General features: G+C 40.3%; 18 protein-coding genes and 1 pseudogene. 8 read left to right on the top strand and 11 right to left on the bottom strand.

Going from position 1 to position 16509, the window contains the following annotated elements; translation table 11 throughout:
* Positions 1-393: 393 nt before the first annotated feature.
* Positions 394-675, top strand: a pseudogene (locus RH40_RS12025) (tautomerase family protein); the annotation flags it as partial.
* Between the two features lie 361 nt (positions 676-1036).
* The gene (locus RH40_RS12030) at positions 1037-1384 is read left to right on the top strand and encodes a hypothetical protein (protein ID WP_009601795.1); all 348 of its coding nucleotides are present in this window, start codon (positions 1037-1039) and stop codon (positions 1382-1384) included.
* Positions 1385-1669: 285 nt separating this feature from the next.
* Here the strand turns inward: RH40_RS12030 and RH40_RS12035 are convergent, their stop codons facing one another.
* Genes RH40_RS12035 through bufA2 form a run of 3 tightly spaced genes read right to left on the bottom strand, consistent with a single transcriptional unit; the run spans position 1670 to position 3565 of the window.
* Positions 1670-2440, bottom strand: a complete 771-nt coding sequence (locus RH40_RS12035; protein WP_009601796.1) for an HvfC/BufC N-terminal domain-containing protein — start codon at positions 2438-2440, stop codon at positions 1670-1672.
* On the bottom strand, positions 2437-3264 hold the full coding sequence (gene bufB, locus RH40_RS12040; protein ID WP_009601797.1) for an MNIO family bufferin maturase: 828 nt from the start codon (positions 3262-3264) through the stop codon (positions 2437-2439). Before bufB ends, RH40_RS12035 begins: the two co-directional genes overlap by 4 nt.
* A gap of 19 nt (positions 3265-3283) precedes the next feature.
* Positions 3284-3565, bottom strand: a complete 282-nt coding sequence (gene bufA2 / locus RH40_RS12045) for a BufA2 family periplasmic bufferin-type metallophore (protein ID WP_009601798.1) — start codon at positions 3563-3565, stop codon at positions 3284-3286.
* A gap of 358 nt (positions 3566-3923) precedes the next feature.
* On the opposite strand from bufA2, the gene RH40_RS12050 reads away from it, so the two are divergent.
* Positions 3924-4160, top strand: a complete 237-nt coding sequence (locus RH40_RS12050) for a VF530 family protein (RefSeq protein WP_009601799.1) — start codon at positions 3924-3926, stop codon at positions 4158-4160.
* A gap of 1 nt (position 4161) precedes the next feature.
* Positions 4162-4617, top strand: a complete 456-nt coding sequence (locus RH40_RS12055) for a GNAT family N-acetyltransferase (RefSeq protein WP_009601800.1) — start codon at positions 4162-4164, stop codon at positions 4615-4617.
* A gap of 28 nt (positions 4618-4645) precedes the next feature.
* On the opposite strand, the gene RH40_RS12060 is transcribed toward RH40_RS12055, so the two are convergent.
* The 3 genes from RH40_RS12060 to RH40_RS12070 all read right to left on the bottom strand — a co-directional run bounded on the left by RH40_RS12060 (position 4646) and on the right by RH40_RS12070 (position 6951).
* Positions 4646-5128 (bottom strand): tetratricopeptide repeat protein, encoded by a 483-nt coding sequence (locus tag RH40_RS12060; RefSeq protein ID WP_009601801.1) that lies wholly within the window; start codon positions 5126-5128, stop codon positions 4646-4648.
* Positions 5129-5231: 103 nt separating this feature from the next.
* On the bottom strand, positions 5232-5912 hold the full coding sequence (locus RH40_RS12065) for a DUF1826 domain-containing protein (RefSeq protein WP_009601802.1): 681 nt from the start codon (positions 5910-5912) through the stop codon (positions 5232-5234).
* A gap of 136 nt (positions 5913-6048) precedes the next feature.
* Entirely contained in the window at positions 6049-6951 is a 903-nt protein-coding gene (locus tag RH40_RS12070) for a LysR family transcriptional regulator (RefSeq protein ID WP_009601803.1), read from the bottom strand.
* A 126-nt stretch (positions 6952-7077) separates the two neighbouring features.
* On the opposite strand from RH40_RS12070, the gene bla reads away from it, so the two are divergent.
* Entirely contained in the window at positions 7078-7932 is an 855-nt protein-coding gene (gene bla / locus RH40_RS12075; RefSeq protein ID WP_009601804.1) for a class A beta-lactamase, read from the top strand.
* A gap of 64 nt (positions 7933-7996) precedes the next feature.
* On the opposite strand, the gene RH40_RS20090 is transcribed toward bla, so the two are convergent.
* Complete coding sequence (locus RH40_RS20090) at positions 7997-10315, bottom strand: cytochrome-c peroxidase (protein ID WP_009601805.1); 2319 nt, start codon at positions 10313-10315, stop codon at positions 7997-7999.
* 291 nt (positions 10316-10606) lie between these two features.
* Here RH40_RS20090 and RH40_RS12085 point away from each other — a divergent pair, with 291 nt between their 5' ends.
* Together RH40_RS12085 and RH40_RS12090 are read left to right on the top strand one after the other, a co-directional pair.
* Positions 10607-11143, top strand: coding sequence for a YybH family protein (locus RH40_RS12085; RefSeq protein ID WP_009601806.1), 537 nt, complete (start codon positions 10607-10609; stop codon positions 11141-11143).
* A 129-nt stretch (positions 11144-11272) separates the two neighbouring features.
* Positions 11273-12643, top strand: a complete 1371-nt coding sequence (locus tag RH40_RS12090) for a cytochrome P450 (RefSeq protein WP_009601807.1) — start codon at positions 11273-11275, stop codon at positions 12641-12643.
* A gap of 117 nt (positions 12644-12760) precedes the next feature.
* On the opposite strand, the gene RH40_RS12095 is transcribed toward RH40_RS12090, so the two are convergent.
* The 4 genes from RH40_RS12095 to RH40_RS12110 form a co-directional block, all read right to left on the bottom strand.
* Positions 12761-13180, bottom strand: a complete 420-nt coding sequence (locus tag RH40_RS12095) for a VOC family protein (RefSeq protein ID WP_009601808.1) — start codon at positions 13178-13180, stop codon at positions 12761-12763.
* 272 nt (positions 13181-13452) lie between these two features.
* The gene (locus RH40_RS12100; protein WP_009601809.1) at positions 13453-13995 is read right to left on the bottom strand and encodes an outer membrane beta-barrel protein; all 543 of its coding nucleotides are present in this window, start codon (positions 13993-13995) and stop codon (positions 13453-13455) included.
* A 75-nt stretch (positions 13996-14070) separates the two neighbouring features.
* Entirely contained in the window at positions 14071-15210 is a 1140-nt protein-coding gene (locus RH40_RS12105) for a hypothetical protein (protein WP_009601810.1), read from the bottom strand.
* Positions 15211-15226: 16 nt separating this feature from the next.
* Positions 15227-15646, bottom strand: coding sequence for a phage tail protein (locus tag RH40_RS12110; RefSeq protein ID WP_009601811.1), 420 nt, complete (start codon positions 15644-15646; stop codon positions 15227-15229).
* Between the two features lie 325 nt (positions 15647-15971).
* On the opposite strand from RH40_RS12110, the gene RH40_RS12115 reads away from it, so the two are divergent.
* On the top strand, positions 15972-16439 hold the full coding sequence (locus tag RH40_RS12115; protein ID WP_050790446.1) for a transporter substrate-binding domain-containing protein: 468 nt from the start codon (positions 15972-15974) through the stop codon (positions 16437-16439).
* Positions 16440-16509 lie beyond the last annotated feature (70 nt).

Below are 16509 nucleotides of genomic sequence, written 5' to 3' on the forward strand. Positions count from 1 at the left end.
GATATTTGGGTAAAGAGGGAAACATCTGTTAAACAAACACGAGTCATATTTTATGACATGCGGTTTAGTTCTCAATGAACAAGAAAACAACATCAATAATCCTAAGTGATACATATTTATTTCGAAATAGCCAAAGACAAAAGCCAAGGACTCTAAGACCTAACTTTACCGAGTATTCAGAATGACTTATATCTCACTTCCCTACTCAGCATTCATTTATTTTCCCATATCTCTTTCGGGTGATAGATGGTAGCGATATATTTTCTCTATGTGGTTGAATCAGCATACCACATCCTCCTTATTTACAAGGTAATTTATGTGTGCCAGTCTCGTTAAAAAAATCCAAAAATTGAACGAAGGTACCCAAGTAAATGATAATTCTCTCCTTAAGGTAAGCGTGCTCATAGAATTGTGCCACTTGATAAATCTGACTTCTATTATCCTGATGATCGTTCTGATGCTTATACGGTCATCGAAATCAATATGATGGAAGGACGTAAAGTTGAAACCAAAAAGGCTCTTATAATGGCACTTTTTACCAATATCGAATCTAGCCTAGGTCTGTCTCCTGTAGACATCGAAATTACAATCAAAGAGCAACCCCCGCACTGTTGGGGTTTCCGCGGCATGACTGGAGATGACGTTAAAGATCTGACATATAAGGTAAATGTCTAGCTGTAAACAGAGTGGAAACAAACGTTTAAGGTTTCAAGATACTTTGTCTAATCCAAATCTCGCATCTTAGAATCAATACTCTAAGGTGCTTTTGTCCAAATACGTGCTTTGAAAGTCTAGTGTTCAATTGGTGTGTGTCCCGAATTATTCCGAATTATTGATACGAATAACTCTAGATGTTAACCTTTCTAAAATGATGCGCTATTTTGCAGCCCCCCCTTTTTAACATTGACTAATCTATTGATTTTATAATCTAAATATTATACAAACATTTCACCTCGGTGGACTGAAAACGACATTTTTCCATCGAATAAACGTTAGATTTTACCTATCAAAGGAAAGTTAAATAAAAGAGTTAAGTATGCGTTTTTTTATATGTTTATTAATGGTGTTTTCATCATCAACTTGGGCTAGATATGATAAAAATATTGAAGGTCATGTTGTCAATATACTTACATACTCAAGTGGTTTAGTTTTGTTTAAGTTGGCGAGCCAACCAAAATCACACCCATCATGTAAGAGTGACTATTTTGCTATCGATTCGGATTTAAAAGAAGCCGCTGCAAACAGAATGTTTTCGAGGCTACTTGCACTTCATACCTCTAAATCTAGGGCTTTCATTGGTTATGATAGTCAAGGAGACTGCGCGGATGGATATATCAGGGTTCACAATGTGGGTGGAATAACAAGAGACTATAGCGTCAATTAACTAATTTTCGGTGCTATCTTTGCCCGATATTACACGGTCACTTAACATTAATCTGTACCAGTTAAACCGGACAGCTCACAAAGAATTTTCCGATACAAAAAGTTATCCGGAAATTCTTTTTTTGTGCGCTCTAGATCATTCGATGAACCATTAAATAATATATGAATCAATCAGTTATGCGTTTAAGGTTTGAAATAACAAAGTAAAGACGCGAATATCAAGCCAAATACAAACGAGCGAATAGAGGACCTAATAAGTCAACTCAGTCAGATTCGTAACATTGAGTCAAACATGAAATGCCAATACCTCATCGTTAATCCAGCGTTGGAGCATCAACCCAAACTCGTTCGAAACATCAACATCTGGGAAGCGGTTTTGTAGCGCCTCCCCTATTTCATTCACTGCATGCCCTTCATGAACCCATTGCAGAGCAAGTGACTCTAAGGGTGATACGCTTCGAAAGTGTGGGGAATGCTCTTTGCGCCATATCAGCACATCCACCTGTTGAGGTAATGCTATCACCTCAGGAGGCGTTGAATCTTTGTCTATCGCATGCCAAATATCAAGCGTATTGTATTCATGGGTAATAAGCGTCATGGTCGGCACTGGGGTTAAACAAAAATTGTCGGGATCTTGGCTCACCAAAACTGGAAGTGTCTCCATTGTTAACGGCACACTGTCTTTTCCATCAAATACGCGCCTCAGTACCCAATCTAACTCCGCCAGCTCAGCCACTTCTTTATCCACTGGTAACTGATTAGCAACAAACTCCGCAAATTGATGCCCATAATAACCAATATTGTTATAAGTAGAGTGGTGGCTTTGCACATAATCTGAAGCCAATTGATTGAACCAATGATCTCCCAAATAGATCACCGTATGTGCAAAGTTTTCTCGAAGAACGTCAATCAATCGAATTCGGTAGGCATTGTGATATATCGCCAAACGATCTCTTGAAGGCAACCGCCCTTCCCTCTCACTCACCCAGTCTGCGTAGGTACACTCTTTGGTTAGAACAATGTCTTGAAACCGATGTTGCAATTCTTCTAAATTCACGCGGCCCCCTCGATTTTTAATACCTTACTCGCAATCGCTTTTGCCGTTTCTAATTCTTCAAGTAGTTCCGATAACGGCGGAATATTATCGTCGCGTTCAATCATGGTTGGCACTGAGCCAAAACGATGAAGTGCGTATTCATATAACTCCCAAACACCGTGGCAAACTGGGTGGTCATGTGTATCGATAAGATGATCACCATTATCTTGATGTCCGGCGAGATGAAATTGGCGAATTTGCTCCGAAGGCACACTATCAATGAAATCAAAAGGTGAGAACCCGTGATTAAATGCACTGACGTAAATGTTATTAATATCGAGCAATAGTTGGCATCCCGTTCGGTTGCAGATTTCGCTAAGGAAATCCCACTCCGTCATTTCTGAATCTTTAAACTCAACATAACTAGAGACGTTTTCAATCACCAATGGACGCTGCAAAAAATCTTGTGCATGTCGGATATTTCGCGACACAACCTCTAAAGCTTCTTGCGTAAAAGGGAGCGGCATAAGATCATGTAATTTACGGCCATGGACACCTCCCCAACATAGATGATCAGATACCCACATAGGCTGGATGCGTTGTTCAAGTGCTTTGAGTTTTTTTAGATACTCTTGATCTAAGCCTTTCACCGACCCTATCGACATAGAAACACCATGCATCGTCACTGGGTAATCGGCACGAATTCGGTCCAACATGGCCAATGGCTTACCACCATTGACCATGTAATTATCAGAAATAACTTCCAGCCAGTCCACGGGCTGCTTGGTATTCAGAAAATCGTTGTAATGCTGAGTACGTAACCCGAGTCCAAAACTTAAAGTCATCACTCTCTCCTTACTGATCTTACACGTCGGAAATTACGCCACCTTTATCGAGGCATTCTTTCGCTTTCATTGCTTTAAAGCCATGACCACCACAATTGTTTTGCCCTTTACAAGAGTGCTCAGCAGTTTTACAGTCTGATTGGCCTTTACAAGAGTGAATGCCATAACAATGGACTTTATCTCCCGCACCGATTGCAGAACCGGAGCTCCCCGCTGGTGACTCTGCTGCGATGGTACCAGTGCTCATCGCAACGGCTAATACGGTAGATGCAAACGTGGCGCTTTTTTGAATTTTATTCATTGTATTTTACTCCTTGTCTTTGGATTGGTTACCGAGATTACGTGAACATGTAATGACAGTTTCCCTGAGTACAAGACGCTTGCCTTGCTCCTCCAAATAGACCCACCACCTCTACAGAAAATTTCATCACACCTTCATAATTGATAGAAAGTATTATCCATATTGTTGATTTAAAGGAAGTAAAAATAATAAAATTGCTAGGTAGTGTTGTGATTAACGGTATTTGGAGTTAACAAAGTGCGCTAGCACTATTTAGACAATTGTGAATTGAAGTTACTTGGTCACATAACCTGTTTCTTCTTGCTTATCACTGTGCAATCACGTAAGTTCTAGCTTTATTATCCGGCACTGAAAAACAATGAATCAGCATCAACCTAATAACCCACTGCACGGCTTAACACTCGAGAAGATCCTTGTTCGCTTACATAGCCATTATGGTTGGAAAGGATTAGATGAGAAGATCCAAATAAATTGCTTTTATAACAATCCTTCTATTAAATCTTCACTCAAATTTTTACGCCGCACTCAATGGGCGAGAGATAAGGTCGAAGCTTTATATATCGAGAGTTTCTGTAGCGACACGACAAAAAACTAATATGCTGTTGAGAAAGGCCAAGCCCTGCGAATTAGACATCATTTATATCATGGGCTTTGATGCCTGGGGTATTGGAACGTCCCTTGAAGACTACCTCCATCAGTGCCGTGCCAGCTCGAAATATCAATCTGGCACCTGGTATGTACTGACCGAAAAAGATCAACTGATCGCTTCTGTCATCGTTTACTGTTCAGGGTTCGCATTACAAGAGGGGTGCGTCGGAATAGGATCAGTAGCTACTCAACCATCACAGAGAAGGAAGGGATACGGCGCAAAACTGATCCAATTGTTAGCCTTAGAACTGCTTAAAACTCACCATACTCTGTTTTTGCATAGTGATATTCACCCAACCTATTATCAGCGGCTTGGCTTTTGGCCATTTAGAAAAAGCGGAAGCTGCATGTACATGACTCATCTGCAGTCAGATAACAGACTGACACAACCGAATTACTTTTAGTTTAGAAAAACCTAACGTCAAAGAAGCGTTACCATGTTTTATCTATATCTTGTGCGTAAATCTTGATGGCGGATTGATAGTTTAATATTGCCTGATTATCCGTTTCTTCTATCAACAAATTCAACAAAATAGTAATTGCTTGTTTGTGACGTCCAAGGTTGTAAAGGCACATCGAGTAAAAAGGGAGGATTTGTTTGGCGCTAGGATACTCTGAGACGGCCTGTTCAAAAAAAGTTAATGCTTTTTGATACTGACCCAATGACCGTAAAGTACTCGCTAAGCCAAGTAACGCGTCAAACCTGTCTTCTAGGGACAGCTCCCCAGAGAGGGCAAGCTCGTAATGTTCGACAGCCTCTCGCTCAAAGCCTTGACTATCGTATGACCACGCAATGTGCAAATGTGCCTGAGCAATATCTTGCTTTGCATCAATCAATGCATGAAGCACATTTCTTGATTCCTTAAACTGGCCTTGCTCGCGCAGTTGAATCGCCACTTCTAGATTATCATCCATAACTTATTACCATGATTTATTTGAACTTTATAGGATATCTCATTTTTTTTGTAAAACAATCATGGGGGAACAAAAGTTGATTCAACCGACAAAAACTTAGAGCTTAAGCAAAGTCTAATGTCAGTAATAAACGGGTATCATTATTCAACGAAATAGGGGAACGATGCGCCAAACCTGAGGCTTCATTATCAATCCATTGTGAGCCTTTCAGTAATGCGATATCTCCACAACAAAGCTGTTCAATATTACTTTCTAACGGATATAAACCCGATAAAGCGTCCGGTTGACCATTACTCCCATGACCGAGCTTAGAACGGTCTATATGCTCGTTTGGTAACCACTCTGTTGCTGCTCCCTGATAGGTTGTAACAAGACGGCACGGCACATTATCAACATGGAAACGAGGACACATTGCATTATCTAATGTCGCCAAACGCAACCCTGCTTGTTTTAAATCAAACAAACAACAGAACATGTCGACTAATTGAGCCATATCCTCAATCAAGCTCTTTGGCGCCTCACCATAAGTGGCATCATTGAGCACTTGAAAAGCATTTTCAGGAGAAAGCGTTAGCGACTTACTAACCTTAGATTGCGCATCAATAAATGCTTTGATCTCTTGACTAAAACCCTCACCGAAGCTGCGTTGCCAAACTGCAATATTGACGTCACTTCGGTAAATATCTGTCAAAATCATAGGGTGAACATCGATACTACTGCTTTTGGAGATATTTTTTACTATCGACTCACTGCTTGTAAGCGCTTTAGAGAGCGGTGCATTCATCGTTTGTCCTCACTGTAAAATGCAATGATCAGAATTAAATGGTTATGTTATAACATAACAAATAATTATTTACAGTGAAACAGGAAAGAAATGATCGTGGAAACGCCTAGTTTTAAACGACTTTAAAAGCGACGCTTCAGAATTGCTGATTTAGCCAAGTTTTGAAAGCCTGCTGCACGGGTGTTTCAGGTTTACTATCTAAACGAGTTAGCCAATAACCTCCTTTTTCCAACAAGATATTAAAAGGTTGAACAAGACTACCCTGAGTGATTTTTTCTTGAAACATAGCCGGTGGTGCTAAAGCAAGACCAAAACCTTGAATCGTCGCCTCAATCATCAAGGCTGTCGAATCAAACGTAATGCAATTTACAGAATGTGATTGGCTCGATAAGCCAGCTTGACGCAGCCATTGATCCCATTCATACACATCATAAGATCGCAGCAAGGTATATCTGAAAATATCCTGAGGTTGATTAAGCTGATTGGCCAAGAAAGGAGGACATAACACCGTAAATGGGGTTGCAAAAAGTAGTTCCGAAACACAAGCATGCCAGTTACCACGACCGAAACGAATAATATAATCCAGCCCTTCGGAAAATGCGTCAGCCACATTATTGTTGGTCGAGATCCTTAAATCAATATTTGGGTACGAACGGTAAAAACTTTCAAGTCTGGGTAATAACCAGTTAACCGCAAATGTGCCCACTACCCCCAAATTAAGTATCTCTCTGCTTGTGCCAAGACACAAATTATCTAACCCTATGGTCAACTCAGAAAACGCTTTCTCCACAATTGGAAATAATAGGCTCCCCTCCCGAGTCAGGCTTATGCCTCTTGGCATGCGATTAAATAAAGTCACGCCAAGCCGTTTCTCTAATCCTTTGACTTGCTGACTGACTGCAGTTTGAGTCACACATAATTCATTCGCTGCCTTTGTAAAGCTTTGGTGCTTTGCCGAAACAAAAAAAGCCCGCAGTGAATTGAGAGGAAGTTGACTTAAGTTCATGTATTTACCACCCACATATGGAAACTGCCCCATTCTAATTCATTCAAACCTAGATGACTAAGGCCAAGAATTTCTTGGATCTGAGATAAGAAATGGTGTGTTGTAAGGCTGACACCCCCAGCCTAATATTAACCTCCCAACCAATAACCCAAAAACACAATGAAACACTTGATTTTATGCGGCATATTGTCGCTTATTTCCGCCCATACTCTGGCAAAAGATCTGACAACAACACTCTCTGAACTCGAGCAAAAGATTGAGGGTCAGATTGGTGTCGCGGTCATAGACACACAATTTTCAACGGAATGGAGCTATCACGGTGATGATAGGTTCCCTATGATGAGTACGTTTAAAACCCTTGCTTGCGCGAATGTTTTGTATGACGTTGAGAAAAATAAGCTCAATATGTCACAAAAGATTACCGTAACCAAAGCAGGATTAATCAACTGGAATCCCATTACCCAACACTTTGTTGGTGGCAACATGTCTTTAAAAAGTGTTTGCGGTGCCACAATGTTGATGAGTGATAATTACGCGGCCAACTTAGCACTAGAACAAGTGGGAGGACCCGAAGGTGTCACCCAGTTTTTGCGTTCAATTGGTGATAAAGCCACTCGTCTTGATCATTATGAGCCCAAGTTAAACTATGTAGAAAAGAATGCGATTAATGACACAACAACACCACTAGCTATGCTTAGAACATTACAAAAATTATTACTCGGTAATGTTTTAAACTCTGAAAGCAAAGAGCAACTCAAATTTTGGATGACCAATAATATGGTTTCAGATGGACTCGCTCGATCTGTGCTTCCAGAAAATTGGGCCATTGCGGATCGTTCAGGAGGGGGGGTAAACAATTCGAGAACCCTCACTGCTATGATTTGGAGCAAAGAACGTAAACCCATTTTTATTGGCATTTTTATCGCCAACTCTAAACTGAGTGAGTTGAGCGAGTTAAATAAAGTCGTGGCCAATATTAGCCACGAAATTTTCACCAAATACGGTGTTAAATAATCTGCCGCGAAGATACTTAATTTATAGCTGGCCATTGAATGCCAGCTCTTTTCGAATTAAAGACCTAGTCTGGTATTACAATTCCCATCTCTTCCGGTGTCGCACTGTCTTGCCTCACATCAGAAGATACTGCGGACATAAAGGCTTTCAGTGCAAGAAGCTCTGCTGACGTCATCCCCAAGCGCTCTATAAGAGTCGATACCTTAGGAAAGAGAACATCATATTTGTGCTCATATTGAGGGAAATTGCCACTGCGATTTCTTGTCATACCATTGTTATACATTGCGAGTAATCCAAAGACTCTATCCCCAGAGGGAGGAACAATAGCCAGCTTAAAGAAGCCTAAATGAGTCATTGGATCAGTAGCTTCAATATCTCGTAAGGCAGGTACTCTAAATCTGCCCATATCTTTAGCATCAAAGGTGACATTATATCGGCCCCTATCTTCAAACTCACGCCCATAAAATGTTAAACCAATATTGGCAAAACCATTGTTAGTCATAAGAGGACCACTGTGACAGTTCAAGCATCGTGCCTTCGTTCTAAAAAGGTGCATGCCATGGAGCTCTTGATCCGTCAGTGCATGCTTGTCACCGATTAAAAATCGGTCAAGTGCATTTGTGCGGCTAATGATCGTTCGCTCGAAAGTTGCGATGGACTTGGCAATCCGATCCAAAGTTATTCCCTCGTCACCAAACGCTGCTTTAAACAGTGCTCGATAAGCATTGATCTTCTCGAGCTTAACCAAGAGATCATCCAGTGGTAACCCCATTTCAATAGGGTTAGCAATAGGGTGCAAAGATTGCTCTTCAAGAGACTTGACTCGGCCATCCCAAAACAAGCTCTCATAATAAGCGGTGTTCAGTATGGTAGGCGTATTTCTTGTTCCGGTGCGTCCATCAATGCCTACAGCCACTCTTGTACCGTCAGCCCAGCCTTTTGAAGGCTCATGACAACTGCCACAAGAAATGGTGTTGTCTTTAGATAAGCGTTTGTCAAAAAAAAGCGTTCTACCCAAATTTTCTTTGTGTTTCGAATAAGGATTATCTGCAGGAAAGGGAACTTGCGGCAATAGCCCCAACTCCTGCCACTCAATTCCTTCATCAATGGTTGGTTTCGGCCATAGTGATGGTTCTTGGGCATATTGTTCTCTTAGTTCAACCAAGTCCACTGGCGTCTCTTGAGCAGGAATATTGAACCACATATCAGGTACTTCAATACTGTGAAGTAATATTATTCCCTCTTGGTTTTCAATAGCTGATGTGACTTCTGGCTCGTCAGATGCAAAAGAAACCAAAACACGTTGACCTTGTTCATTGAGCGCCCAAATCGCATCATCGATAGTTAAAAATGGAAAAGTGTTGGGGAAAGAAACCATTCCATCGGAAAACAGCGTGGCTAATTGATTGATCGTTGGCAACGCCCAACTTGATTTTAAACAAACACTGCGAGCATTGATCTCCCGAATAACTGAGGTTATCTCACTTGAAGGTTGTTTATTGTTTTCTGGGATCCCAGAAAACCAAAGGCGTACCGCATAATTTCTAACGGAAACGCGACGGATATCATCCACACAAGACCAAGGAAGATCCCAATACGACCCGCCCTGTTCACTCAAAGGCCACCCCTTATCATCAAGCCGTAAAAATGATTGGGCCTCACCATTTGGTTCACTTGCTTGACCAAATAGTGACTGTCTACTCTCGCGAACCAAGTCAGTATTGGTGGCAAAAAAAGCACTCTTTACGGCTTGTTTCGCCTCAAATTCCCCTATCATATGATAGGTCGAGGGGTAAAATAGCTTGTGAGGATATCGACGAGCAATATCAGCAGCAACCATGAGCTCCTTTACCTGAGCGACATAGTCCAAGTTCAAACTATCTATAGTTTTATAGTGAATTTCTTCAAAAGAAAGCCAACCGTCTCGGTCGCGATCGGCTTTAGCAAATTCAGCCGTTGTCTTTAATGTTATTTTAGGTTCAATATCAGACGGTTCGCTGGATGATACGGTTTCTACCCTAGCCATTTTAGAAGCTCTGTGGTTTTTAACCATTTTTTCAAGCATCTCAACACTATCACTCAGATATTTGTAGGTTTCTGAGGGAAAGAAAACACTAACTTGAATTGGATAATTTAGCGCAGTTCCTTTGGGAATAACTGTAGTCAAACGTCCATCATTATCAAGAGTACCTTCGATAACAAGCTCAGTAGTGGATTGAGTAATGGTAAATTGGCTACCTGCCGCATGAGGATGTTCAACCAAAGCAGAAAAACGAAATGACGCCTCGGTTTTTGGTTCCCAGCAGCCACTTAACATAACAACCGCAACCAAAGAGACGACAACGAAGCGAGACCGACGAAAATATTTTGTAAATAGTTGCATAGCCTTCCCTGACAATATGCCCAACCAAAAAAAAGAAATGATAATCATTATCAAAATTGGTGAAATTCTAGTCTTGTAAAAATAAAATTCAATATGAAAATTAGATAGTTAGATAATGATCTCATCACTTTCTTTATTAATATTTTTAATAGAATCGATGATTACACTTATTGTTCTTTTTAAAACAACAGTGTTTTCTTTTTGTTCTGTTTTTAGTTTGGTAAAACTTACTTAATCTACCTCCATCGCAAAACAAAACTGAATACAACAAAACCGAATTGGAGAAATACTATGAACTTTCACAAAAATACCATCGCACTAGGCTTACTTGGAGCGGCTCTATCTGTAACTTCTTTAAGTACTTTTGCAGCCAAGAATGCGGAGCCAAAACCCCTGCTCTCACCTGAAGTTGTTAATGTTTACAAAGCACCTGCTGGTCTAGTTATTTCTGAAAGTCAAAAGAAGAAAGTCGTCAAGGCGGTAGAAAAAGCAAGTGAAGGTTGGCGAGAAGCATTTAACAAAGGCGATGCAAAAGCAGCTGCAAGTTTCTATGAAGAAGACAGTGTTACCACAGCCATTCCTTTTGGTATCTACATGGGTGAAGATGCAGCCGAAGGCCTTTGGGAATACATTATCGGAAGCGGCTTCAAGAATGTAGAATACATGAACACAAAAATCGAAGTTATTTCTAGTGACGCTGCGGTTCTATCTGCATCATGGAAAATGAATAAAGCTTATGGTGTTATTACTAAAGAGCTTTGGGTATTACAAGATGACGGCACCGCTAAGCTAAGAGTTGATGATTTCGAAGTTGTCGGTTCAAAGTAATATATACTCATGGTTTTTTAGTCCAACAGTAAGGCATTCTTTCGAATGCCTTACGCATTTTTACTACAAAGCACTGTCTACATTTAGGTATACTGCAGGCCGAAAACTCAAACACTGAGAGGCGAAGCCGTGAATACCTTTGAACAACTCCCAATGCCACCCACTACTGGTTTATTGGGTCACGTTAGCTTTCTTAAAAAAACTAACATCCATTTGCAATTGATCGAGTGGACCGAAAAATACGGCAATCAGTTTCGTTTAAGGCTTGGGATGAAGAATGTATTGGTTCTATCCGATCCCAAACTAGTAAAGCAGGTACTCAAATCTAGACCAGATGAGTTTCGGCGTTTAAAAAATATAGAGAGCGTGTTCGAGGAAGCGCAAGTCAACGGTATCTTCTCTGCAGAGGGTGAGAGCTGGAAGCACCAACGGAAGCTCACAGAGCCAATGTTTCAGCCCGCTCATTTGAAGCACTTCTACCCCAAACTCAAAGCGATCACATCAAGACTTCATCAAAGATTCGAAAAGCTCGCTCAGTCTGGAGAATCTGTTGAGCTTGTCAGTGAGTTCAAAAAGTATACCGTTGATGTGACCTCATTGCTCGCTTTTGGTGAGGACTTTAATTCTATTGAGCAAGACCACACTCCCCTTTCTGCTGCTTTAAGTGATGTCTTTCCAGTGGTCAATCAGAGATGCAAATCCCCAATTCCAATCTGGCGTTTTTTTAAAACCCAAAAAGACAAACAATTTGATATCAGCCTTAAGAAAGTGCGCGACTTTGTTTCTGAGTGTATAGAAAAACAAAAGCAAAAGCTGGCTGAAAACCCCAACCTGAAAGAAAACCCTGAGAACATGCTACAAATCATGTTGACGGAACAAGACCAAGACAGCACTCTCACCGACAAAGACATCATTTCAAATGCCATCACTATCTTGCTCGCTGGAGAAGATACAACCGCAAATACCCTCGCGTGGATGGCTTTTCTGATCAGTAGTGATAACAAAACATCACAAGCATTAGAACAAGAACTCGCTGACCTAGGTGATGAAAAGGTTCTCAGTTGGCCAATCCCAAGAGCCCCCTATATAACAGCAATTATGTATGAAGCGATGCGATTAAAACCTGTCGCCCCACAGTTGTACTTAGAACCCATGAAGGATACTAAGATTGGCGATCTTAACATTAAGAAAGGAACGCCTATTTTTGCTCTTTTGCATGCGAGTGGCTTTGACTCAGAACTTTTTGACTCTCCTCGGTCATTTAACCCAAATCGTTGGTTAGAAAAAGGAAAAGCTTCTTTCTCAGATATTCAACCTTTTGGTTCAGGCCCTAGATTGTGCCCCGGCCGCTCCTTGGCGATAATGGAAATAAAGCTGGCGTTTCATGCCTTATTACAGTCTTTTCATATTGAGGCATTACAACCACCAGAAGACGTTGTAGAGCAATTTGCATTTACTATGTCTCCGGTTGGATTCAACGTAAGATTACACACCAAATAACTTCTAAGTAACTGCTTGCACCTCGTTTCAATGGGTGCAAGCTATGCTGTGTATTAACTGAACCATACCGTAAACTAATAGAACAACGATCAATTCAAAATGAATCAAGTACAGCCATTAGCTTGAGAGGTTACGTAGTTCAGGGTCATCACTCAAATATTGTACAAATTCGACCTCAAAGCCCTCGGGATCAATAAAATATACATTTCTGCGAAAAGGCTCATTCATCCCGTCATTCGAAACGGGGAAACCTGAATTTATAAGCCTTGCTGTTAGCGCTTCTATCTCATGAGTAACATAGGCAAAATGTGCAAGCCCTACCTGGTGCCCAGATAAATCTCGATTTTCACCCTCACCATGATCACTAAAAGCAATATACTGATAGTCATTCCCAAAATGTAACCACCTACGAGATTTACCATACCACGTACCTATTCCTTGGTCGCGAATCGACCAATGTGGAAAAGCAGCCTGATAAAATGCCAACATTTTGGGAATATCTTTTACCACTAAATTTATATGTTCTAAATGAAGCATTGTTTTTCCTCTATTGGGAGTTTCAAACAACACCACTTTAAAACCTCAACCATTATTGAGGTAAAGTTTTTTTTGATAAAATTTTTATATTTCATTTTATCAAAAAAGGGGGAGGTATTTAGGTTTCGCACTTTCGCAAAGCACATCAACTTCTAGACCGAGCCGACAGAATAACTCGAGGGACATGGCAAAAAAGAACAACAAAGAATACTTCGGTCAATTCGGCTTACATAAAAAGTACGTTGCTAATTTACACAAACGTAATTTAAACGTTAGAACTTTATATTGGCCATCAACAAGACGCTATTAGACTTGTAGTCATCATGCATAAAGAACTTTCGATATTCTAGGCCAAAACCAACGCTATCAAAGGCAACTAATTCTAAGCCTGCCCCGATATAACCACCAAGGCCATCAGATTTATCGGTCGTTTTAGCACCAGTTTTTTTTACTTTGATGGACTTTTCCACTTCAGAGTAAGTTGCACCGCCCATGGCATATACGTTAACAAAGCTTAGTAAGTAATAGTTCGCTCTCATCCCTAAATAAGTATTAGAAAAGTCGATGGTTTCTTTTGTGTCACCCAATAATGTAGAGACCGTAGAGCTAGCTATGCCAGAAGCACCAATACGGCCAATTTCAGCTGCAAAGTTGGGTTGAAATTGATAAGAATAATTAAGCTGCGCCGCAAAACCTCCATCGCTGTCACGACCATCAAGATCGGCCCCACCAAGCCCCAAGCCAATCTGGTGGCGCTCAGCTAATGATGGAAATGATGCGATTAGAGAAACAAGTAAAACAATAAAATGTTTCATGAATGAGTACCAACTTAAAATTTAAAACAGCGTTCATTCTAGTGTTGAGATTGTAAGCTGTACATTAGTTATTGTTCATATCAATGATTGGGTTAAATCAAAGCTCAAAAACTCATCTGGAGCTGTCACTGCCATACCAATATGAATATTAAGATGTTGGTTACCAGAGAGTTTATGCTGTTTATCTCGTGTGGGGTTGTTGTACTTTTCCACTTTTACGAAAAAAGCTTCTTCTTGCTTAGCTCCATAAAGTGCCCCTTTTTGCCACAAGACTTTCAGATATTCACTCACTGTATTGTATATTTTCTCTAGCGTCTCCGCGCAGTGTGGTGCAGACTCAAAAGGACTGAGCAAGTTTTTTATCGCTCTTTTGACACAAAAAAACAAACGACGAGTGGCAATATCACACCATTGGGGTTCGTTTGCTTGACCCGCTGTTTTAGCTCCCCAGATCACGGATGAGCCATTACTTATTTCCCGAATCGTATTCATAACTAAATCGCCATGAACAATATCATCCAGCGTATCTTCACTTAGTTCGCAAGCTGGTACTAAACCGCTACGTAAGATAAGACTTGTTGGCCCCTGCCAAACACCACGTGTAGAATCGTTTAAACAGTATGCGCCAGCAATCGCTGCACTTGGAGGAATCAGAAAATTATCAGTGCCTTTCTTTTGCTTCAACCAAGGGTAATAAATGGCTGTATTTGTTGAGGCGCAATAATCGTTTTTCCAGCTATTATCTGAGTCAATACTGCCACAAGGGCCATCACATATTGCAAATAGACTGCTTTGCTTAGTACAAAGTTTAACTACTACTTTCTGAAATAGATCCGCTGGCTGACCAGCTTGTACTAAAAGAGTGGCATCGCGTAAAAAAGGTACCTCTCTCTCAAAATGAATCAATTTTATCAGGTAGCAACGTCCTCCGCCGTTTTCGAAGTATACCCTAACACATTCATCTCGCATTTTGTCCGCTTTAGAAATAGTGTAGCTAGACTCATTTTCAGTTCGATTTTTTAATGCCTGATAGTCACTCCATGAATTGAGTAAAATGACATTTCGATCTGATAATTCGACACATTCATTAACATGCAAAAATAGAGAATCAAACTCACTAACCGCAAAAACCGGTATTGCAGTTGAGCTTGTGCCGAGATAGTCACCCTGCGAGGGCTGAATAGTTGAAGACTCGGACAAACTTACTCGGGTCATTTTCCACCTCTTTAAATCAATGTGCGACCATAGTTATACTGTCTGCAATCATTGATACTTCATCAACAAATATATCATTACCGTTCTTATCGGCTGTTGGAGAGGATAGTTTAGTGGGTAAAGCATTTATTACGCTCCAAGAAGCAATTAATTGACCACCAGCTTCTTTTATTAGTGTTACTAATATGTCTTTTTTCTCCACCTTATCCGTAGAGCTGTGATTGAGCCATTGATAAAGCGGGTTGTTATTACTCAATAGTCCGTCATGAAAAGTGATTTCTAATGCTTCATTTGAAAGTGATATTTCAGAGTCATCAGGAATATTCAAGCCTGAGACTGAATTAAAGGATACCTTTTCACCATCAATTGAAACAACGAAACGGTAGATAGGCTGTCGGGGAATGTCTCTCATTTTTCTTTCTTGATTAAAAGGCATTATACCCTCCCAAAATAGCATTTACATACATATCGATAGATAAAGAATTGACACCACTTTTAAATGTCCATAGGTAAAAGTAGAATGGCAATTAAGGAAATGACAAGTATTGAGTTCTAAACACCAAATTTAAATCACATCTAAGTTGTAACTGTGAGGAAAAAAGTTTGCATCATTGCGGTATGGATCTTAACCGAGAAAGGGCAAAGTTATCGCTGGGTACTTCTTATCTCAACCATTTATTATTGGATAAATTTCAATAGAAGAAACATGTTTAAACCAGCATTACTTCATCATAGCGCCGCATCAATAAAAAGGAGTTTAAATGAGATTATTTTTATTTTTAACATTGCTTTCTTTACCTCATTTTTCTTTGGCAAAAAATTGGGAAAATATTCGATTTACTGTAGAAGGAGCCTATCATCCTTTTAGCTGGACAACAAAAGAAGGAAGTTTAAAAGGTTTTGAGGTTGATCTTATAAATGCTCTCTGTCGTGTGATGAATACAAAGTGTACGATTAATAAGACTGATTGGGATGGCATTATTCCATCACTCCTGAGTAGGAAAAATGATGCGATATTGGCCGCAATGACCATTACCGAAGAACGAGAAAAACGCGTAAGTTTTACCATCCCTTATGCTAAAGCGGCGACAAGGTTTATTGTGCATAAAGAAAAAGAGATAAATTTTGGAGGTCGAGGTTTTGAAACTCTTAAGATTGGAGTTCAAAGAGCAACCATAGGTGATAAATTTCTTTCCCAACTTTATCCTAATTTCAATATACCCAAGTGACTTCAAAATACAGGATTCAGAGCGATGCCACAGTGTTGAATTCAAGGAAAATAACGCAGCGTAATAGTGA

The sequence above is a fragment of the Vibrio caribbeanicus ATCC BAA-2122 genome, from assembly GCF_000165125.1.
Classification (GTDB): Bacteria; Pseudomonadota; Gammaproteobacteria; order Enterobacterales; family Vibrionaceae; genus Vibrio; species Vibrio caribbeanicus.